At 66.9% G+C, this 20,851-nt stretch carries 16 protein-coding genes; 10 read left to right on the top strand and 6 right to left on the bottom strand.

What is annotated here, in order from left to right; translation table 11 throughout:
* Nucleotides 1-153 precede the first annotated feature (153 nt).
* Nucleotides 154-516 (top strand): hypothetical protein, encoded by a 363-nt coding sequence (locus tag GEV01_RS21205; protein ID WP_152807503.1) that lies wholly within the window; start codon nucleotides 154-156, stop codon nucleotides 514-516.
* Between the two features lie 12 nt (nucleotides 517-528).
* On the opposite strand, the gene GEV01_RS21200 is transcribed toward GEV01_RS21205, so the two are convergent.
* From GEV01_RS21200 to GEV01_RS21175, 6 genes are all read right to left on the bottom strand, one after another.
* On the bottom strand, nucleotides 529-903 hold the full coding sequence (locus GEV01_RS21200; RefSeq protein WP_152807502.1) for a TraR/DksA family transcriptional regulator: 375 nt from the start codon (nucleotides 901-903) through the stop codon (nucleotides 529-531).
* Nucleotides 904-959: 56 nt separating this feature from the next.
* Nucleotides 960-1,388, bottom strand: a complete 429-nt coding sequence (locus GEV01_RS21195; protein WP_152807501.1) for a hypothetical protein — start codon at nucleotides 1,386-1,388, stop codon at nucleotides 960-962.
* An 18-nt stretch (nucleotides 1,389-1,406) separates the two neighbouring features.
* A complete protein-coding gene (locus GEV01_RS21190; RefSeq protein WP_152807500.1) occupies nucleotides 1,407-2,174 on the bottom strand; it encodes a hypothetical protein in 768 nt (255 codons plus the stop codon).
* Nucleotides 2,175-2,241: 67 nt separating this feature from the next.
* Nucleotides 2,242-3,021 carry a hydroxypyruvate isomerase gene (gene hyi / locus GEV01_RS21185; protein ID WP_152807499.1) on the bottom strand — a complete coding sequence of 260 codons (780 nt, stop codon included), beginning with the start codon at nucleotides 3,019-3,021 and terminating at the stop codon, nucleotides 2,242-2,244.
* Between the two features lie 98 nt (nucleotides 3,022-3,119).
* The gene (locus GEV01_RS21180) at nucleotides 3,120-4,508 is read right to left on the bottom strand and encodes a DEAD/DEAH box helicase (RefSeq protein ID WP_152807498.1); all 1,389 of its coding nucleotides are present in this window, start codon (nucleotides 4,506-4,508) and stop codon (nucleotides 3,120-3,122) included.
* 201 nt (nucleotides 4,509-4,709) lie between these two features.
* Entirely contained in the window at nucleotides 4,710-5,507 is a 798-nt protein-coding gene (locus tag GEV01_RS21175) for an inositol monophosphatase family protein (protein WP_043479992.1), read from the bottom strand.
* Between the two features lie 168 nt (nucleotides 5,508-5,675).
* Here GEV01_RS21175 and GEV01_RS21170 point away from each other — a divergent pair, with 168 nt between their 5' ends.
* The 9 genes from GEV01_RS21170 to GEV01_RS21130 all read left to right on the top strand — a co-directional run bounded on the left by GEV01_RS21170 (nucleotide 5,676) and on the right by GEV01_RS21130 (nucleotide 20,846).
* A complete protein-coding gene (locus GEV01_RS21170) occupies nucleotides 5,676-6,464 on the top strand; it encodes an RNA methyltransferase (protein ID WP_152807497.1) in 789 nt (262 codons plus the stop codon).
* Between the two features lie 74 nt (nucleotides 6,465-6,538).
* Nucleotides 6,539-9,190: a M1 family metallopeptidase gene (locus tag GEV01_RS21165; RefSeq protein ID WP_152807496.1), complete on the top strand. Its 2,652-nt coding sequence runs from the start codon at nucleotides 6,539-6,541 to the stop codon at nucleotides 9,188-9,190.
* Between the two features lie 85 nt (nucleotides 9,191-9,275).
* Nucleotides 9,276-9,800 (top strand): twin-arginine translocation signal domain-containing protein, encoded by a 525-nt coding sequence (locus GEV01_RS21160; protein WP_152807495.1) that lies wholly within the window; start codon nucleotides 9,276-9,278, stop codon nucleotides 9,798-9,800.
* Nucleotides 9,797-11,458, top strand: coding sequence for a GMC family oxidoreductase (locus tag GEV01_RS21155; protein ID WP_152807494.1), 1,662 nt, complete (start codon nucleotides 9,797-9,799; stop codon nucleotides 11,456-11,458). Before GEV01_RS21160 ends, GEV01_RS21155 begins: the two co-directional genes overlap by 4 nt.
* A gap of 27 nt (nucleotides 11,459-11,485) precedes the next feature.
* The gene (locus GEV01_RS21150) at nucleotides 11,486-12,430 is read left to right on the top strand and encodes a lipase family alpha/beta hydrolase (protein ID WP_152807493.1); all 945 of its coding nucleotides are present in this window, start codon (nucleotides 11,486-11,488) and stop codon (nucleotides 12,428-12,430) included.
* Nucleotides 12,431-12,500: 70 nt separating this feature from the next.
* Nucleotides 12,501-13,985, top strand: a complete 1,485-nt coding sequence (locus GEV01_RS21145; protein ID WP_152807492.1) for a PAS domain-containing sensor histidine kinase — start codon at nucleotides 12,501-12,503, stop codon at nucleotides 13,983-13,985.
* 16 nt (nucleotides 13,986-14,001) lie between these two features.
* Nucleotides 14,002-17,658: an EAL domain-containing protein gene (locus GEV01_RS21140; RefSeq protein WP_328595581.1), complete on the top strand. Its 3,657-nt coding sequence runs from the start codon at nucleotides 14,002-14,004 to the stop codon at nucleotides 17,656-17,658.
* 2 nt (nucleotides 17,659-17,660) lie between these two features.
* Nucleotides 17,661-18,884, top strand: a complete 1,224-nt coding sequence (locus tag GEV01_RS21135) for a hypothetical protein (protein ID WP_152807491.1) — start codon at nucleotides 17,661-17,663, stop codon at nucleotides 18,882-18,884.
* Nucleotides 18,885-18,965: 81 nt separating this feature from the next.
* Entirely contained in the window at nucleotides 18,966-20,846 is a 1,881-nt protein-coding gene (locus tag GEV01_RS21130) for an alpha/beta hydrolase family protein (protein ID WP_152807490.1), read from the top strand.
* Nucleotides 20,847-20,851: the final 5 nt, after the last annotated feature.

Raw genomic sequence — 20,851 nt, 5'->3', positions numbered from 1 at the left:
CGCCAAGTTTTTTTGCCGCCCGCCGCGCGCCCGCGCCGTTGTTGCTTATCGGAGACTAAGCCTGCGCTGGCGGCAATTTTCGGTATGATAGTCGCTACAATCTAAGCACCTGGCACCCGTCGGACTAACGCGTTTGGATAGGGGGATGCGGCTATGACACAGGCATGGGTAGTGCTCACGCGCCCGGACGGCCGCGATGTGGCGGCGCCGTCGGAAGCCCAGATGGCGGCGGCGCTGGCGGAGGTCTACAGCGGCAACGCCGCCAGTCCCGATGGCGGTCCCGGCAGCGCCGTGCTGCGCTTCGGTTACGACGATGGCTTGATGTACGAAGTCGAGGTGTCGACCGGCGGCGGGGTGCGCTTTGCCGAATGGTCGGACCGCGATTGCGAGATCGCCCTGGCCGGCCCGCGCACCATGGCCGCGCTGGCGCAGGCGGACGCGCTGCAGCTGTGGCGCCTGCTGGCGCAGCGGCAGGTGGCCAAGATCCGCAGCCAGCCGTGGAGCGACGCCGGCTAAGCCCGGCGCCATTCAGCGGCGGCGCTGTTCCAGCCAGGTCTGGCAGGCGATGCACAGCCGCGCCTCCGGCCGCGCGTCCAGCCGCGAGTAGCCGATGGCCTCGCCGCAGCGCTCGCACAATCCATAACTGCGGTCGTCGAACTTGGCCAGCGCGTGGCGCACGATGTGCAGCTGGCGCTCGGTGTGTTCGGCCGCCTCGTGCACCAGCGCGTTGAGGGTGCGCTGGCTGGCGTTGTCGGCCGGCGAGGCCTCGGCCTCGTGCGGCAGCGGCAGGCGCACGTCGGCGCTGCGGTCGAGGTCATCCGCCAGCTGGCTCAGCAGCGCGGCCCGCGCGCCTTCCAGCCGCGCCTGCAGGGCCGTCCATTCCATGTCTTCGAGTCCGTTCATGCCGCACGCTCCTTACGGCATTGGACCCGCGCGCGGCGATTTTGTTCGCGGCCGCGTCAGGCCGGCGGCGGCAGCGCGTCCAGGTGGTGCTTGAGTTTTTCCAGCGGCGTGACCAGGCGCTCCGGCTTGCCGGTCGCCACGGCCGCGCCCAGCGACAGCAGTTCGGCGGCGATGTCGATCAAATCCTTGGCGCGCTCGATGCGGGCGATGCTGTCGCGGGCGCGCGCGGTGACGTCCAGCAGTTGCTGCTGCGCGCCGTCCAGGCCGCTGGCGGCCAGGCGGGCGGCGTCGAGGTAGAGGCCGTTGGCGCGCTGGCGCAGCGTCACTTCGTTTTCAAACAGCGCCTGCGCCGCGCCCTGCGAAATGGCGGGCGCCTGGCCGCCCGGCGCCGGCTGGCGGATGGCGTGCATCAGGCGCGCGTGCAATGCGTCGGCGCAGGCGGACAGGCTGTCGGCCAGCGCGATGATGTGGTGCGTATCTGCCATGGCGGCTCCTTGCGGGGATCAGGGGTTGGGGATCTGGTCGAGCAGCGCGCGGTGGCTCTGCTCGATGGCGGCCAGGTTTTTTTGCGCCTGCGTGTTGCGCAGGGCGATCAGATGGTATTCGGCCTGCTTGTCGTGCTGCTGCGAGCGGGCCAGGGCCAGCAGCAGGCGGTCGCGCCTGGGATCGAGGTAGGGCAGCTCCGTCTCCAGCATGCCGAGCACGATTTTTTCCTCGTTGTCGCTGGTCTTGCCGTACAGGCCCAGCAGCGTGTGCATGGCTTCCAGCAGTTGCTGCACGGACGACTGGCCGTCGCGCATCAGCTGCTGCACCGCTTCCTCCTGCATGGGCCGGGTGACGGCGTGCGCCACCAGCCGCGTCAGGCCGGCGTAGGCGGTCACGTGACGCTCGTTCAGGCCGCTGTCGGGCCAGGCCTTGATGCCGCCGCTGAGCGACTGGACCTGGTCCTCCAGGTCGTACCTGCCGTCGCCGGCCAGCTGGCCCAGCGCCTGCATATAGGCTTGCACGCCGCGCTGCAGCTGGGCGAAATCGTCGCAGGCGGCCTGGCGCTGGCGGTCGAGCTCGCGCTCGCGGGCATCGGCGCTGGCGCTCAGGAAAGGTTGTTCGCGCTGGTAGGTATTGCGGTAGCGCTCGGTCAGTTCGTGGTAGGCGCCCAGTTGCGGCGCCTGCGCGGCAAAGCTGCGGACGGCGGCCATGCGCGGCGTGCTGCTGGCGCAACCGCCGAGCAGGGCCAGCAGTCCGAGGAGGAGGAAGACACGGGTGGTTTTCATGGGCGCTCCGCAAAGTGAGAGGACATTGTTGGCCCGGGTGTATATCCTCGTGTTGCGGCAGCGCAGATCAGGTGCTCAAGGCTGCCCTCCAGCCCAGTCCGGCGGCGGTGTCGCCGGCCGGCAGGTATTCGCAGCCCAGCCAGCCTTCGTAGCCGATCTCGTCGATGAAGCGGAACAGGTGGCGGTAGTTGATCTCGCCGGTGCCGGGCTCGTGGCGGCCCGGCGTGTCGGCGATCTGCATGTGCTTGATCAGCGGCAGGTTGGCGCGGATGGTGTTGCTCAACTCGCCCTCCATGCGTTGCATGTGGTAGATGTCGTACTGCAGGAACAGATTCGGACTTCCGGCCTCGGCGATGATGTCCAGCGCCTGGCGGCTATAGTTGAGGAAGTAGCCGGGGATGTCGTGGTGGTTGATCGGTTCGATCAGCAGTTCGATGCCGTGCGGCGCCAGCTCGGCGGCGGCCCAGCGCAGATTGTCGAGGTAGGTGGCGTGGGCGCGTTCCTGCGCCAGTCCGGCCGGCAGCTTGCCCGCCATGCAGTGCAGCCGGGGCACGCCCAGCGCGGCAGCGTACTCCAGCGCGCGCAGCACGCCGGCGCGGAACTCTTGCTGGCGGCGCGGATCGCAGGCCATGCCGCGGTCGCCCGCGTCCCAGTCGCCGCAGGGCAGGTTGAACAGCACCAGCTGCAGCTTGTGCTGGCGCAGGCGCTCGGCCAGCACATCGGCTTCGTAGGCGTAGGGGAAGAGGAATTCGACGCCGTCGAAACCGGCTTCGCGGGCCAGCGCAAAGCGGTCCAGGAAAGGCACGTGGGTGAACAGCATCGACAGGTTGGCGGCAAACTTGGGCATGGCGGCTCCGGGGCGGGGTGGCGTAGCCGTTATCGTAACCGCAAATGCCGCTGCCGCGCCGGGACGAAAAAAAAGCCACCCGAAGGTGGCTTTGCTGCTTATCGGCCGCGGCCGCCGGAGCGGTGCTGGGCTGCCGAGCGCGGAGCGCTGTTGCCGCTGCGCGGGCCGCCGCCGTTGCCGCCGCCGGCAGGAGCGCCGGGTGCGCGTGGCTTGTTGCCGCCGCCACCGCCGCCGGTCTTGGCGCGCGCCTGGCCGCCACCGCCGTTGCGGCCGCCGCCATTGCGATGGCCGGGGCCGCCGCTGCGCAGTTGCACCGGTTGCGGACGCGCGTTCAGGTCCGGCTCGAAGCCAGGGATCACTTCACGCGGCAGGGTTTGCTTGATCAGCTTTTCGATATCCTTCAGCATCTCGTGCTCGTCCACGCAGACCAGCGACACGGCTTCGCCGGTGGCGCCGGCGCGGCCGGTACGGCCGATGCGGTGCACATAGTCTTCCGGAATATTCGGCAGGTCGTAGTTGACCACGTGCGGCAGCTGGTCGATGTCGATGCCGCGCGCGGCGATATCGGTGGCCACCAGCACTTGCAGCTTGTTGTCCTTGAACTCGGACAGCGCCTTGGTGCGCGCCGACTGGCTCTTGTTGCCGTGGATAGCCATGGCGCCGATGCCGTCGTGGCCCAGCTGTTCGACCAGCTTGTTGGCGCCGTGCTTGGTGCGTGTGAACACCAGCACCTGGTGCCAGTCGTTGGCCTTGATCAGGTGCGCCAGCATCGGGTGCTTCTTGTCGCGGTCGACCGGGTGGATCTTTTGCGCGATCACTTCCACGGTGGAGTTGCGGCGGGCCACTTCGATGGTGGCCGGCTTGTTCAGCAGGCCGTCGGCCAGGGCCTTGATCTCGTCCGAGAAGGTGGCCGAGAACAGCAGGTTCTGGCGCTTAGGCGGCAGCGCGGCCAGCACTTTCTTGATGTCGCGGATGAAGCCCATGTCCAGCATGCGGTCGGCTTCGTCCAGGATCAGGATTTCCACTTTCGACAGGTTGACGGTGCGCTGTTCCATGTGGTCCAGCAGGCGGCCCGGGGTGGCGACCAGGATGTCGACGCCGTGCTTGAGCTGCTTGATCTGCGGGTTGATGCCGACGCCGCCGAAGATCACGGTGGAGTTCAGCTTGGTGTACTTGCCGTAGGTGCGCACGCTTTCCTCGACCTGGGCCGCGAGTTCGCGGGTCGGGGTCAGGATCAGCGCGCGGATCGGACGGGCGGTGGTGTTGCTGGTGATGGCCGCGCCATTGGCGTCGGTCGACAGACGGTGCAGGATGGGCAGCGTGAAGCCGGCGGTCTTGCCGGTGCCGGTTTGTGCGCCTGCCAGCAGGTCGCCGCCATTCAGGACAGCAGGGATCGCCTGCTGCTGGATAGGGGTGGGCGTGGTGTAGCCGGTTTCGGTAACAGCGCGGACGATAGCGTCGGACAAACCGAGGGAAGAGAATGACATGATGACTTTTTGTTAAGATAGGCCTGTCGCGTTCAAGGCGCCAGTCGCAGGCAATCAGAGTGAATGACACTGCGGCTAAAGGACTGGTCAGAGTGCCGCAGGCCTGAGTATAACAGCTAAGCGCATCATTTATTTCATTTAGGAAATGAAAAAGGGAGCGTATGCTCCCTTTTTTTGTAACAAACATTCCACTTTTGGCAACTATGCCTTCGGCTGCTCGCCAAACTGCGACAGCAGGCCGACCATCTGGCCGAAGATTTTCGGGCTGGCGGCGATGATGTCGCCCTTGTACAGGTAGTCGGACTCGCCGCTGAACTCGCCGACGATGCCGCCCGATTCCGTCACCATCAGGGCGCCGGCGGCGATATCCCAAGGCTTCAGGCCTTTTTCGTAGAAGCCGTCCAGGCGGCCGGCGGCCACGTAGGCCAGGTCCAGCGCGGCGCTGCCCGGGCGGCGCACGCCGTGGCAGCGTTCGGCCATGATGCCGTACATCTTCAGGTATTCGTCCAGCGCCTTGGCGTTGCCGGCCACGTAGCCGGTCGACAGCAGCGCGTTGGCGATGCGGTCCAGCTTGGTCACGCGGATGCGCTTGTCGTTCAGGTAGGCGCCGGCGCCCTTGGTGGCGGTGAACAGGTCGTTGCGGACCGGGTCGTAGATCACGGCTTGCGTGATCACGCCGCGCTGCGACAGCGCGATCGAGATCGAGTATTGCGGGAAGCCGTGCATGAAGTTGGTGGTGCCATCGAGCGGGTCGATGATCCAGGTGTATTCAGTCTCGTCGTTGGCGTTCTTGGACGGGCCCGACTCTTCGCACAGGAAGGCGTGGTCGGGATAAGCTTTGGACAGCACCTCGATGATGGCTTGTTCGGCCGCCTGGTCGACGTCGGTGACGAAGTCCTTGTGGTTTTTCTCGGTGACGATGACGCGGTCGAGGTCGAACGACGCGCGGTTGATGACGGCGGCGGCGCGGCGGGCGGCTTTGATCGCCGTGTTGAGCATTGGGTGCATGTAAGCTTTTCCGTTAAAAGAACGCTAACGCCCACCGGGGGCCTCAGCCTGCCCGGCAGCACGAAAGTGTACAAGAGTGAATTAAAGAGCGGAGCGGCGCCGACAGGGTAAAATCCCGGGGAATTTGTGTATCGATACCGCGCAATAGCGCTATTTTAAATGAACCTGCCTCAAATCAACACCAATCTTTTCAAACAGCTGCGATTTATTCTGGTCGAGACCAGCCGCGCGGGCAACATCGGGGCGGTGGCGCGGGCCATGAAAACCATGGGTTTCAGCGACCTGGTGCTGGTGACGCCCCGCTTCGAACACGCGCTGCAAGACCCGGAAGCGGTGGCCTTCGCCAGCGGCGCCGGCGACATCCTGGCCGGCGCGCGCGTGGTCGGCAGCATGGCCGAGGCGCTGGACGGCATCAATTTCGCCGCCGCCGTGTCGGCCCGGCTGCGCGAGTATTCGCCGCCGGTGCTGACGCCGCGCCAGGTGGCGGAACAGTTGTCGGCCCAGCCCGAGCTGCGCGCCGCCCTCATCTTCGGCAACGAGCGTTTCGGCCTGCCGAACGACATCGTCGAGAAATGTAATGTTTTGATCAATATTCCGGCCAACCCGGATTACTCGTCGCTGAACCTGTCGCAGGCGGCCCAGGTGCTGGCCTACGAATGCCGGATGGCGGCGCTGGACGGCGCCCCGCGCGCGATGAATGTGCGCCAGCCGGCCGGCGACGCCAACGAGATCGGCTTCCAGGGCGAGGCCGCCAGCGCGGCGCAGATCGAGGGCATGTACCAGCACCTGGAACAGTCGCTGGTGGAGATCGGCTTCCTCGACGCCGGCAATCCGCGCAAGCTGATGCCGCGCCTCAAGCGCATGTTCGCCCGCGCCCAGCTGGAGCAGGAGGAAGTCAACATCCTGCGCGGCATCGCCCGCCACATGGTGGGCAAGCGCAAGGGTTGAAAGCCGCAGCGATGGTGTTATAGTTTTACGATTGTCGATTCGACATCGGAAACTCACTCTTACAGGAGCTCGATATGCACTCTCGCGGCGCGCTGTGCCTGGCTTTGGCCTTGGCTTTCCCCTTCACGACGGCCCTGGCGCAGAGCGCGCCGCCGCCGCGCTTCGAGTTCGCCAAGGCGCCGGGGCGGCTGCCGAAGAACGTGGTGCCGCTGGAGTACACCATCGCGCTCACGCCCAACGCCGCCGAGCGCACCGTGGCCGGCACCGCCAGCATCGCGCTGGTGTTCAAGACCGCCAGCGCCACCATCCAGTTCAATTCGCTGAACCAGAAACTGAGCAAAGTCCTGTTGGACGGCAAGCCGGTGAAGGCCGTGGTGTCCGACGACAAGGCGCAGCTGACCACGGTCACGCTGGCCAAGCCGGCCGCGGCGGGCCCGCACACGCTCAGTTTCAGCTACGTCGGCAAGATCGAAAAAGAACCGCGCGGCCTGTTCCTCCAGGAGTATGTGACGCCGGCCGGCGTCAAGGACGCGATGCTGACCACGCAGTTCGAAGCCACCGACGCGCGCCGCATGTTCCCCTGCTGGGACGAGCCGGCCTTCCGCGCCGTGTTCAAGCTCAGCGTGACGGTGCCGGTCAAGTGGGCCGTCTACTCCAACATGCCGGAGGCGAGCCGCAGCGTGCAGGGCGAGCTGGCCACCACCCGCTTCGCGCCGACGCCGAAGATGCCGTCCTACCTGGTCGAATTCACCGGCGGCAACCTGGCCCACATCAGCGCCGAAAGCGACGGCACCATCTTCCGCGTGGCCGCGGTCCAGGGCCAGGAGCAGGGCGGCAAGCAGGCGCTGGCCAACGCCCAGCAGATCCTGGCCGACTACAACGATTACTTCGGCGTGCGCTATCCGCTGCCCAAGCTCGATTCGATCGCCATCCCCGGCGGCTTCGGCGGCGCCATGGAAAACTGGGGCGCGATCACCTACAACGACCAGGCCTTGCTGATCACGCCGTCCAGCACCATGGTCAACCGCCAGCGCGTCTACAGCATCCAGGCGCACGAGATGGCGCACCAGTGGTTCGGCGACCTGGTGACGATGGGCTGGTGGGACGAACTGTGGCTCAACGAAAGCTTCGCCTCGTGGATGGCGGCCAAGCAGACCGACTTGCGCAACCCGAGCTGGCGCTGGTGGGAGTCCCAGGACGAGAGCAAGGAAGGCGCGATGAACGCCGACTCGCGCGCCACCTCGCACGCCATCGTCCAGCATGTCACCAACGAGCTGGAGGCGACCAACGCCTTCGACCCGGCCATCACGTACAGCAAGGGGCAGGCGGTGCTGCGCATGCTGGAGGCCTACATGGGCCCTGACACTTTCCGCAACGGCATCCGCGGCTACATGAAGGCGAACGCCTATTCCAACACCTTCGGCGGCGACCTGTGGAAGGCGCTGGACGCGGCCGGCGCCGGCAATGTCAGCGACATCGCCACCGCCTGGACGTCGCAGCCGGGCTTCCCGCTGGTGTCGGTGATCGCCAGCTGCGACATCTTCGGCAGCCGCACCATCAACCTGATGCAGCAGCGCTTCCTGCTGCAGGGACTGGGCAGCGGCACCGGCCGCTGGCCCGTGCCGCTGCAGGTGCGCAGCGGCACCGGCGCGGCGCGGCCGGTGCTGTTCGACGGCGACCAGCAAAGCATGGCGGCCGGCCGCTGCGACGAAGCGCTCAGCGTCAACGCCGGCGCGCTCGGCTACTTCCGCGTCGCCTACGACGGCTTCACGCTGACGCAGAACACCGCGTCCTTCGGCACGCTGCCGGAAGCCGACCGCATCGCGCTGCTGGACGACCAGTGGGCGCTGGTGCGCGCCGGCGCCCAGCCGCTGGGCACCTGGCTGGCGCTGGCCTCGGCGATGGGCGCCACGCCCAACCAGCGCGCGTGGGAGCAGATCACCGGCGCGCTGGACACGATAGAAACCGCCGAACGCGGCACGCCGGGCCACGCCGCCTTCGCCGCCTATGCGCGCGCGCTGGTCAAGCCGCTGTCGGCGCAGCTGGGCTGGGAGGCGCGGCCGGACGAAGCGCCCGGCATGCAGAAGCTGCGCCGCGCGCTGCTGGCCGACCTGGGCAAGTGGGGCGACCAGGAGGTGGTCGCCGGCGCCCGCCGGCGCTTCGCCGCGTTCGTCGCCGACCGCAAGGCCGTCGCCGCCGACGACCAGGCGATGGTGCTGCAGACCGTGGCCGCCAACGCCACGGCGGCCGATTTCGAGCAGCTGCACGCGGTCGCCAAATCGGCGCGGAATGAAACCGAGATGCGGCGCTTCTACACGGCGCTGATGCGGGTGCGCGATCCGGCGCTGGCCCAACAGGCGGCCGCGATCGCCCTGTCCGACGAGATCCCGAAGCAGGCCGACATGGTGCGCATGACCTTGGTGGGCGTGCTGGCCGACGAGCATCCGCAGCTGGCCTGGTCGGTCTTCGCGCAGAACACCGAGCGCCTGATGGCCCCGCACCAGCCTTTCGCGCCGATGATACTGGCGCAGTACAGCCCGGAGATGTTCTGGCGCGCGCTGCCGCTCGACGAGCTGGAGACCTGGATCAAGGGCCGGGTGCCGGCCGACCTGCTGCCCAACCTGGGGCGCGGCATGGAGGCGGCGCGCTTCAAGCTGGCCGAGAAGGCGATGCTGGTGCAGTCCACCGACGCCTACCTGGGCAGCAAGGTGGCGCGCGCCGACTAGACGGCGTCCTCTATTTTTTGCGATCGGGGTTTTCCGTCCGTTCACGTACACTAGTTGGATTAAAAAAATACAGACGGACGGAGACATGACTACCCGCAGATCTTTCCTGAAGATCGGCGCAGCCGCTGCGATCACGCTCGCAGCCGGCGGCGCCATCTATCGCCTGGCGCATCCGCCGGCGCTCCCAAATCCCTTCACGCTGGACGGCGAGGCCAAGGCCGTGCTGGCCGCCATCGTGCCGGCGATGCTGGGCCCGGTGCTGCCGGCCGAGCCGGCCGCGCGCGCGGCGGCCGTGGGCGACGCCATGGCGCGCACGCTGGCCGCCATCCACGGCCTGCCGCTGTCCACGCAAAAGGAAGTGCAGGATCTGTTCGGCCTGCTGGCGCTGGGACCGGCGCGGCGCCTGCTGGCCGGCGTCTCCGGCAGCTGGGCGCAGGCCGCGCCGGAGGAGATCGCCGCCTTCCTGCAAAGCTGGCGCCACCACCGCCTCGCCATGCTGCAGACCGCCTATCTGGCGCTGCATGACCTGATCCTCGGCCCGTGGTATGCGGAGCCGTCCTCGTGGGCCGCCATCGGCTATCCCGGCCCGCTGAAGGAGCTGCTGAAATGAACCAGCCGAACACCAACATTCCCATCCTTCCCTCCAAGGGCGTGATCCCCGACCCGGTGCGGGCCGGGCTGGCCGCCGGCTGGCGCGTCACCGACTGCGCGCGGCTGGAGGCCGACCTGACGCTGGAGGCCGACGTCATCATCGTCGGCAGCGGCGCCGGCGGCGGCGTCACGGCCGAGATCCTGGCGCTGTCCGGCCTGCGCGTGCTGATCGTCGAGGAGGGCGCGCTGCGCTCGTCGTCGGACTTCAACATGAAGGAGGCCGAGGCCTATCCGCAGCTGTACCAGGAATCGGCGGCGCGCAAGACGCGCGACAAGGGCATCAACATCCTGCAGGGCCGCACCGTCGGCGGCACCACCACCGTCAACTGGACCAGCAGCTTCCGCACGCCGGACATCACGCTGGACTATTGGACTAAACAATATGGTTTAAAGGATTACACGCCGGCCGCGCTGGCGCCGTGGTTCGAGCTGATGGAGCAGCGCCTCAATATCTCCGACTGGGCGGCGGCGCCCAACGAAAACAACGACGTGCTGCGCCGCGGCGCCGCCAAGCTGGGCATCCCGACCGCGCTGATACGGCGCAACGTCAACGGTTGCTGGAACCTGGGCTACTGCGGCATGGGTTGCCCGACCAACGCCAAGCAGTCGATGCTGGTGACGACCATCCCGGGCGCGCTGGGGCAGGGCGCGACGCTGCTGACGCGCGCCCGCGCAGAGCGCTTCGTCATCCACGGCGACAAGGTGGCGCAGCTGGACTGCGTGGCGCTGGACGCGGCCGGCATGCTGCCGACCGGCCGCCGCATCACGCTGAAGGCGCGGCACTACGTGGTGGCGGGCGGCGCCATCAATTCGCCGGCGCTGCTGATGCGCTCGGGAGCGCCCGATCCGCACGGCCTGCTGGGCAAGCGCACCTTTTTGCATCCGGTGGTGATTTCGGCCGGCACCTTCGCCCAGCGCGTGGACGGTTACGCCGGCGCACCGCAGACGGTGTATTCCGACCACTTCCTGCACGACCAGCCGATCGACGGCCCCATGGGCTACAAGCTGGAGGTGCCGCCGCTGCATCCGCTGCTGCTGGCCACCACCACCGGCGGCTTCGGCGCCCAGCACGCGGGCGACATGGCGCAGTTCCCGCACAAGCAGGCCATCCTGGCGCTGCTGCGCGACGGCTTCCACGCCGAGGCCGCCGGCGGCAGCGTGGCGCTGGACGCCCACGGCGCCCCGGTGCTGGACTACCCGCTGACCGATTTCATCTGGGACGGCGCGCGCCGCGCCATGCTGACGATGGCCGAGATCCAGTTCGCCGCCGGCGCCCAGGACGTGTCGCCGGTGCACGAGTCGGGGCCGCGCTACACCAGCTGGGCGCAGGCCAGGGCCGGCATCGCGGCGCTGCCGCTGAAGGTGCTGGCGACGCGCGTGGTGTCGGCCCACGTGATGGGCGGCTGCACCATGTCGGACGACCCGCGCCAGGGCGTGGCCGGCGCCGACGGCCGCTACCACGGCCTGGCCAACCTGTCGGTGTACGACGGCTCGCTGTTCCCGACCTCGATCGGCGCCAATCCCCAGCTGTCGATCTTCGGCATCGTGGCGCGGCTGGCCAGCGGCCTGGCGCAGCAGCTGACCGGCAAGCCGGCGGCGAGGCCGGTCCGCACCTGATTGTCGCGGCGAGGGTATGATGGCGGCATGATCAAACGCTGGATTATCCTCTTGCTGCTGGTGCAAGCCGGCGCCGTGCTGGCGCTGGCGGCCGGCTTGCATCATGCGTGGCGGCCCGACTGGGTGGCGCCGCTGAACCCGCCGTTGACGGCGCTGGCCTACGTGGCCGCCGGCCTGGCCGCCGTGCTGCTGCTGCGGGCGGCGATCTCCGCCAACAACTTTTTGCTCAGCTCGCGCGCGGGCAAGGGCGCGGCCACGCCGGCCGCGCATGCGCTCAACCCGGCGCGCGCCGCCAGCCTGTTCCTGCACGAATTCCGCGCCTCGCTGCTGGCCTCCTCCTACGACATGCTCAAGCCGCTCGGCCTGCAATTGCAGCCGCAGGCGCGCGGCCTGCCGGTGCTGCTGATCCACGGCTACGCCTGCAACAGCGGCTACTGGCGGCCGCTGAGCGCGCGGCTGGCGCGGGCCGGCATCAGCCACTACGGCATCGACCTGGAGCCGCCCGGCGCCTCGATCGACGCCTACGCGCCGCAGGTGCAGGCGGCGGTCGAACGCCTGTGCGCCGCCACCGGCAGCGCGCAAGTGATCATCGTCGGCCACAGCATGGGCGGGCTGGTGGCGCGCGCCTGGCTGCGCCGTTATGGCGCCGCCGCCGTGGCGCGCATCGTCACGCTGGGCACGCCGCACCACGGCACGGCGCTGGCGCTGTTCGGCCCCGGCGGCAACGCCGCGCAGATGCGCCACAACAGCGCGTGGCTGGCGGAGTTGGCCGCATCTGAGGCAAATTTGCAACGTGGCCTGATCAGCTCCATCTATTCCGTTCACGACAATATCGTCGCGCCGCAGGACTCGGGCGCGCTGCCCGGCGCCCGCAATCTCGTCTTCGGCGCCATAGGCCACGTGGCGCTCGGCCGCCACCCCGACATCCTGGGCTGCACCATGAATGAAATCGCTGCCGCCGCCGGGCTGTGATTTTCTGTGAGTATTGGCGTGGCCCATTGCTGTATGTTTATCATGTGTAACGGGAAGAAAAGGCGACGCGATGGTAACGGACTTCGGCACCCTCATCCTGAATGAAACACCCGACGCTGTCGTGCTGACATCGCTGGACGGGGAGGTCGTATGCTGGAGCAACGGCGCGCAGGCGGTGTTCGGCTACAGCAGCGAGGAGGCATTGGGCCGCCGGCTGGCCGAGCTGATCGTCCCGCCCGGCATGGCCGACCAGGAGCAGACCGTCTTGCGGCAGACGCTGCAGGACGGCACCGCCAATTATGAATCGATGCGCCACGCCAAGGACGGCGCGCTGGTGTACATCGACAGCTCGTCCAAGCTGGTGCACGACGACGACGGCCGGCCCGCTTATATTTTGTGGAGTAAAAAAGACGTCACCGCGCTCAAGGTGCTGCGCGACGCCAAGCTGGTCGAGGCGCGCTTCGACGGCTTGCTGGAGTCGCTGCCGGACGCCATCATCATGGCCAACGCCAGCGGCCGCATCGTGCTGGCCAACACCCAGGCCGAAGCCTTGTTCGGCTATCCGCGCGGCGCCCTGCGCGGCATTCCGCTGGAGCAGTTGATGCCGCCGCGCTTCCGCGCGCGCCACGTGCAGCACCGCAACGGCTTCCAGCACCAGCCGGTGGTGCGGCCCATGGGCGGCGGCCGCGAGCTGTACGGCCTGCGCAGCGACGGCATGGAATTCCCCGTCGAAATCAGCCTGAGCCCGATCGAAACGCTGGAAGGCACGCTGGTCATGAGTGCAATCCGCGACACCAGCGAACGCAGGCGGATCGAGCGTTCGCTGCAGGAGAAAAACGCCGAACTGGCGCGCGCCAGCGCCGCCAAGGACCGCTTCCTGACCGGCATGTCGCACGAATTGCGCACGCCGTTGAACGCGATCATCGGTTTTACGGGTACTATGTTGATGAAGTTGCCTGGGCCAATAAATGGTGAACAGGAAAAACAATTGCGGACCGTGCAAAGCAGCGCGCGCCATCTGCTGTCGATGATCAACGACATGCTGGATTTGACCCGGATCGAAACGGGCAAGCTGGAACTGGACCTGATGCCCTTGCAATGCCGTCAGCTTATCGACGAGGTATTGTTGCTGTTTAAACCACAGGCCCGCCACAAGGGGCTGGAACTGGAATTCGTCAGCGCGCCGCAAGACCTGACCGTGGTCGCCGACCGCCGCGCGCTGCAACAGATACTGATGAATTTGCTGCACAACGCGATCAAGTTCACCGACCATGGCAAGGTGATGGTCCAGCTGGACACCGGCACCGTCAGCGAGCGCTCGTGCGTGACGATCAGCATCAGCGATACCGGCAGCGGCATCGATGAGGAAGCGCAGGGCACGCTGTTCCAGGCTTTTGCGCAGCTGGAGGCCGGCAAGATGCGGCAGGACGAGGGGACCGGGCTGGGCTTGCACCTGAGCCAGCGGCTGGCGGAAATGCTGCGTGGTGAGATTTTGTTTGACAGCGAGTCGGGCGTCGGGAGCGTGTTCACCCTGGCGCTGCCGCTGGAACGCTGAAGAAGGGGAGCTCAACGTGTCGGCACGTATCCTGATCATAGAAGACAACGCCACCAACATGGAGTTGATGGTGTATTTATTGCGCGCCTTCGGTTATGTGCCACTGTCCGCCTGCGACGGCGAGGCCGGCGTCCAGGCGGCACGGCGGGAATTGCCGGACCTGATCATCTGCGACGTCCACCTGCCCAAGCTGGACGGCTACGGCGTGGTGGCCGCGCTCAAGGCCGACCCCGCGGTGCGCCACATCCCGACGCTGGCGGTGACGGCGCTGGCCATGATGGGCGACCGCGAAAAACTGCTGGAGGCCGGCTTCGACGGCTACATCGGCAAGCCGGTCGAGCCCGACACCTTCGTGGCGCAGATCGAGTCTTTTCTCAGCGGGGCGGTGTCGACCCCGCCTAAAAACGACATTGCGACGATACTGATCGTGGACGATCACGTATTGAACCGCGAATTCCTGATGACCTTGCTGGGCTACGGCGGCCACCGCCTGCTGGAGGCGGCCAACGGCGCCGAAGGCTTGACCATGGTGCAGGCCGAGAAGCCGGACCTGGTGATCTCCGACATCCTGATGCCGAACATGGACGGCTACGAATTCGTCACCCGCCTGCACGGCAACCCGGAGACGGCCGACGTGCCGGTGATCTTCTACACCGCCACCTACCGCGAGCGCGAGGCGATGGCGGTGGCGCAATCGTGCGGCGTGCGCTGGGTGCTGCCGAAGCCCTCCGATCCCGAAGTCATCCTGCGCACCGTGCACGAGGCGCTGGGCCTGGCCGGCGTGGCCGAGGACAGCACGCTGCCGTCGTTCGCGCCGGAGCCGCCGCAAGAAGGGCGCTTCCACAACATCGACGACAAGGTGGCCGAATACCTGGGCGAGCTGGAATCGAGCAGCCAGCTGCTGTCGCGCTTTGCCCAGGACACCGACGAGGCGGCGCCGGAAAACCTGACCCGCATGACGCAGCGGCTCACCAGTTCGCTGTCCAGCCTGCAGGCGGTGAGCCTGCGGCTGACCGCGCTGATCGAGCTGGGCATCGAGCTGGGCGCCGAGCGCGACCCCGGCGCGCTGATCGAGATCGGCTGCCGCGTGGCGCAGAACATCTGCGTTTCCAAGTATGCGTGCATCGGCGTGCTGGAGCCGGGCGCGGCCGAGCTGAATTACTTCGCCAGCTGCGGCGCCGGCGTGCCGGCGCGGCAGATCGCGCTGGCGCCGCGCGCCGGCGTGCTGCGGGGCCTGCTCGAACAGCGCCAGCCTTGCCGCATCAACGACTTGAACGGCGATCCGGCCGGCATCGGCCTGCCGGCCAGCCATCCGCCGGTGCATTCCTTCCTCGGCGTGCCGATCGCCTCGCGCGAGCGCATCCACGGCTGGCTCTACCTGGTCGACAAGCTGGGCGCCGACGGCTTTTCCGAAGTCGACGAGCGCGTCGCCGCCACGGTGGCGGCGCAGATCTCGGTGGCCTACGAAAACCTGCTGCTGTACGATGAAATCAAGCGCCACCACGCCCAGCTGACGCTGGACATGAACGCCCGCATCCGCCTCGACGAAGACTTGCGCCGCTTCCGCCTGGCGATGGACGCCACCGCCGACGCCATCTTCCTGGTCGACCGCGCCGGCATGTGCTTCGTCGACGTCAACGTCACCGCCTGCCGCATGCTGGGCTACGAGCGCGAGGACTTCCTCAAGGTCGGCCCCAACAAGTCCATCGAGGGCGACCTGAACCGGCTGGAAGAACTGTACGACAAGCTGCTGGCCGGCGACCAGAGCGGCGCCATGACCGAGCTGCTGCTGTACCGCAAGGATGGCTCGCCGCTGTCGGTGGAAGTGCAGCGGCGCACGCTGCGCTCCGGCCCCAGCTGGATCCTGGTGGCGGTGGCGCGCGACATCACCGAACGCAAGGAAGCCGAGCAGCGCCTGCTCAAGCTGGCCCACTTCGACACGCTGACCGGCCTGCCCAACCGCAGCCAGTTCTACGATTCGCTGAGCCACTCGCTGCGCCAGGCCAACGATCACAAGTGGTCGCTGGCGGTGCTGTTCCTCGACGTCGACCGCTTCAAGAACGTCAACGACACGCTGGGCCACACCATCGGCGACGAGCTGCTGCGGCAGTTCTCCAGCCGGCTGGTCGACTGCCTGCGGGTGCGCGACACCATCGGCCGCTTCGGCGGCGACGAGTTCGCCGCCATCCTGATGCTGCCCGAGGGCGCGCAGAACGCCATCGCCGTGGTCGACAAGATCCGCGAATCGATGCGCCGGCCGTTCGACCTCAAGGGCCACGAGGTGACGGTGACGGCCAGCATCGGCATCGCCGTCTACCCGGACGACGGCAACGACCCCGACACGCTGATCCAGTACGCCGACACCGCCATGTACCGCGCCAAGGAGGCGGGGCGCGACGCCTTCCGCTTCTTCACCTCGGAGATGAACGCGCAATCGCTGGCGCGGCTGGACCTGGAGAACGCGCTGCGCCGCGCCATCGACAACGGCGAGTTCGTGCTGCATTTCCAGCCCAAGGTGCACATCGGCAGCGGCCGCATCAGCGGCGCCGAGGCGCTGATACGCTGGAAGCGGCCGGGCCACGGCATGGTGTCGCCGGCGCTGTTCATTCCCATCCTGGAAGAGACCGGGCTGATCGTCCGGGTCGGCAACTGGGTGCTGCAAGAGGCTTGCCGCAAGATCGCCGAATGGGGCAAGTCGGGCGTGGGCGCGGTGCACCTGTCGGTCAACGTCTCGGGCATCCAGTTCTTCGTCGGCGGGCTGGAGGAAGAGGTGCTCAAGGCCATCAAGGAGCACGACATCGCGCCCGAGCTGCTGGAGCTGGAGCTGACCGAGAGTTCGCTGATGTCCAACGCCGAAGAGACCATCACCGTGCTGCAGCACCTGAAGGCGCTGGGCATCCAGATCTCGATCGACGATTTCGGCACCGGCTACTCGTCGCTGGCCTACCTGAAGCGCTTCCCGATCGACAAGCTGAAGATCGACATCGCCTTCGTGCGCGAAGTGACCAGCAACCCGGACGACGCCGCCATCGTGCTGGCCATCATCAACATGGCGCACAGCATGAAGCTGGAAGTGATCGCCGAGGGCGTGGAGAAGGATGCGCAACTGGCTTACCTGCGCCGCCACGGCTGCGACGAGATGCAGGGCTATTACTTCAGCCGTCCGCTGCCTGAAGAGGACTTCGAAGCCATGCTGCGCGAAGGCCGCTACTTGCAGGCGCCGGCCGACGAGAACGTGGTCGAACAGCAGACCTTGCTGATCGTCGACGACGACGCCTTCATGCTCGACGTGCTGACCGATTTCCTGTCGCAGGACGGCTACCGCATCCTGACCGCGCAGACGGCGGCCGAGGGTTTCGACGTGCTGGCGCAGAACCGGGTGCAGGTGATCCTGTGCGACCAGTGCATGCCGCTGATGAGCGGCACCGAGTTCATGGAGCGCGTCAAGAACCTGGCGCCGGACACCTTCCGCATCATGCTGTCGGCCTACGCCGACCTGACGCCCATCATGGCCGCCATCAACCACGGCGCCATCGACCGCTTCTACACCAAGCCGTGGAAGGGCGCGGTGCTGCGCGAGAATATCCGCGAAGGCTTCCGCCTGCACGCGCAGGTGCACGGCGGGCCGGTGCCGGCGCCGCTGGCGGTGGTCGAAAACGTCATCGAGGAGTGAGTTTGGGTATTTTCGACTTTTTTGCATCGACACCCACGCCCGAAAAATTCTCCCGGCTGGCCCTGCGGGCATTTGCCGACGGCGGCCATCCGGGGCCGCTCAGCTACGACGCCGACGAGTTCCGGCTGGTCGGCGGCAGCGGCGGCGCCGAGATCTACAACCTGCACAATGCCTACCGCGACTACTGCGCGGCATCGCGCAAGCAGCGGCCCGAAGTGCTGGCCCATTACATCCGCAGCATGCAGGCGCCGGCCTTGCCGGCCACCTTCGCCGAGGCGCGCAGCGGCCTGCGGCCGGTGCTGCGCGGGCGCGCGATCGTCGAATACATGCGGCTGACGCAGGCGGCCCAGGGCACGGGCAAGCCTTACCAGGACGGTTCGGTGCCGTTCAGCGCGGACAGCGTGCTGATGCTGGCCTACGACAGCCCGCACTCGATCCAGACGCTGTCGCAGTCGGCGCTGACGGACTGGGGCGTGTCCTTCGACGCCGCGCTGGCCGCCGCGCTCGACAACCTGCGCGACATCAGCGTCGCCAACTTCGTGCAGGTCGCGCCCGGCGTGCAGATGGCGGCCTGGGACGACTCGTATGAAGCCTCGCGCATCCTGCTGGCCGACCTGTTCTTCCGGCTCAATGTCGGCGGCGATCCGGTGGTCATGATGCCGACGCGTAACCGGCTGCTGGTGGCCTCGTCCCACAACAGCGCGGCGCAGCTGGCGATGCTGGCGCTGGCGCGCGGCTATGCCAGCGACGAGGGCCGCGTCATTTCCGCGCTGATGTACCGCTTCGAGCAGGGCAAGGCGGTGGCCTACCTGCCGCCGGATGCGGAGGTGCTGGCCCAGCTGGAGCAGCTGAAGAAAATCTACCTGGCCGACGACTACGCCTCGCAAAAGCAGTTGCTGGACAAGGCCTACGAGCGCGAGCAGGTCGACATCTTCGTCGCCACCTGCCAGCTGGTGCAGAAGACCGACACCGGGCGGCTGATCAGTTACGGCGTCTGGACCGAGGGCGTGGACACGCTGCTGCCGGAGGTGGACCTAGTGGCACTGGTGCGGCCGGACGACGACAGCGAAAGCGGCGTCGGCGCTCCCAAGCTGGTGGCCTGGGACGACCTGCGCGCCAGCATCGCCGAGCTGGCGCGCAGCGAGGAGGGCTATCCGGCCCGCTACCGCCTGCGCAGCTTCCCCAGCCGGCAGCAGGTCGACGCGCTGGCGGCGCGCGAGTTCTGACTGCTGCTCTCGAATAAAATTAATTGCCCTGAATACTTTTTCTGCCACAATGCTGGATTGATAACATTGTGCGAGGCGCGGATGAAGGAGTTGTGGGCGGTCATATTGGCATTGGTGCTCATCCCGGGCGATGCATCGGGCGAGCCGTTGACCATCGACCAGGCCGTCAATCCCCTGGGCACGCAGGCGCTGACCCTGTCGCCCGATGGCAAGCACATCGTCGGCATCGGCTACAACGGCACCAACACCAGCCTGATCCTCTACGACACCGAGACCTTGACGCCGCGCCTGCTGTCCGAAGGCAAGCGCGTCATGGAGGGCTATTGGATCTTCCACAAAGCGCCGCGCGCCGTGAGCTGGGTCGACAACGAGGTGCTCGCGGTGGACTACGGCATCGAAGCCGAGTCCATCCAGTTGGACGGCAAGAAGGTCGCCGACCTCGGCGAAGCCGTCATCGGCAATGCCGAGCGCGGCAACGCGCTGTCGCCGAACCTGCTGGTGTACACCGACCAGGAGGATGGCGACGTCGGACTGGTCAACGCCCGCACCGGCGCCATGAAGAAATTCAGCTACCCTCGCGGCAAGGCCATCAAGTGGGCCTTCGACAAGCGCGGCGAACTGCGGGCTGTCACGCTGGTGAACTCGGCCTTCTGGAAGGATGTCTCCAAGGTCTCCAACTGGTACAAGCGTTCGGCCGGCGCCGAGTGGGAAAAGCTGGCCGAGTTTGCCGTCACCGACGATTACTGGATGCCGATGTATGTGCCGGACGAAGCCGACACGCTGGTGGTGTCGTCGCGTTCCGGCCGCGACACCTATGCCATTTATGCCTACGACACGAAGAACCGCGCGCTCGGCGAGCTGATGGCGGGCCATCCGACACAGGACATCCTCGACGTCAACGGCATCGACCAGACGTCGTTCGAGCAGGTGACGACGCGCGGCATGATGCCGCAGCAAGTCTGGTTCAATCCGGCCTGGCATGCGGTGCAGTTGGCCATCGACAAGGCGCTGCCGCAGCGCTACAACCAGATCACCGGCAACCCCAAGGGCATGGTGCTGGTGCATTCGAGCAGCGATATCGATCCGGGTTCATGGTATCTGGTGGACATGGCGACCGGGATGATGCGCCTGGTCGCCGTCGCCAAGCCCAAGCTGGCCGGCGCCGACATGCGGCCGATGGAAACCCTGACCTACGCCGCTGCGGACGGCTTGAACATTCCGGCCTTCCTGACCCGGCCCGCAGGCAAGAAGGGCGCCGTGCCGCTGGTGGTGCTGATCCACGGCGGCCCCACGGCCCGCGACTACTGGGGATGGAACGCTGAGGTGCAAATCCTGGCGGCGCATGGCTATGCGGTGTTCCAGCCGCAGTTCCGCGGCTCCAGCGGTTTTGGCCGGCGCTTCCAGGAAGCGGGATTCGGACAATGGGGCCTGGCCATGCAGGACGATATCAGCGCCGGCGTCGAGTATCTGATCAAGCAGGGTATCGCCGACCCCAAGCGCATCTGCATCGCCGGCGCCAGCTATGGCGGCTACGCGGCGCTGTGGGGGCTGGTGAAGACGCCGGACCTGTATCAATGCGGCGTCAGCTTCGCCGGCGTCTCCGATATCGAGTTCATGTTTCATGACAGCTCGGACCGCACCGGCAGCAAGGTGATGCGGGAGATGATGCTGGCGCATATCGGCGATGCGCGATCGAACAAGGTGCGCTTCGACGACGTCTCGCCGCTCAAGCATGCCGACCGCATCAAGGCGCCGGTCTTGATCATGCATGGCGAGGACGATGTCAGGGTGCCGATTGCGCACGGCCAAAAGATGAAGAAGGCATTGGAGGCGCAGCAGAAAAAAGTGCAGTGGCTGGCTTTCGAGGAAGAGGGACACGGCCTCCACTATGTGCGCAACGAGGTCATCTACTACAACACCTTGCTGGAGTTCCTCGACAAATACATCGGGCCTTCAAACTAAAACGC

This window comes from Rugamonas rivuli, from assembly GCF_009380165.1.
In the GTDB taxonomy this organism is placed as follows: domain Bacteria; phylum Pseudomonadota; class Gammaproteobacteria; order Burkholderiales; family Burkholderiaceae_D; genus Rugamonas; species Rugamonas rivuli.
This window is presented reverse-complemented; position numbering and strand designations above follow the sequence as displayed.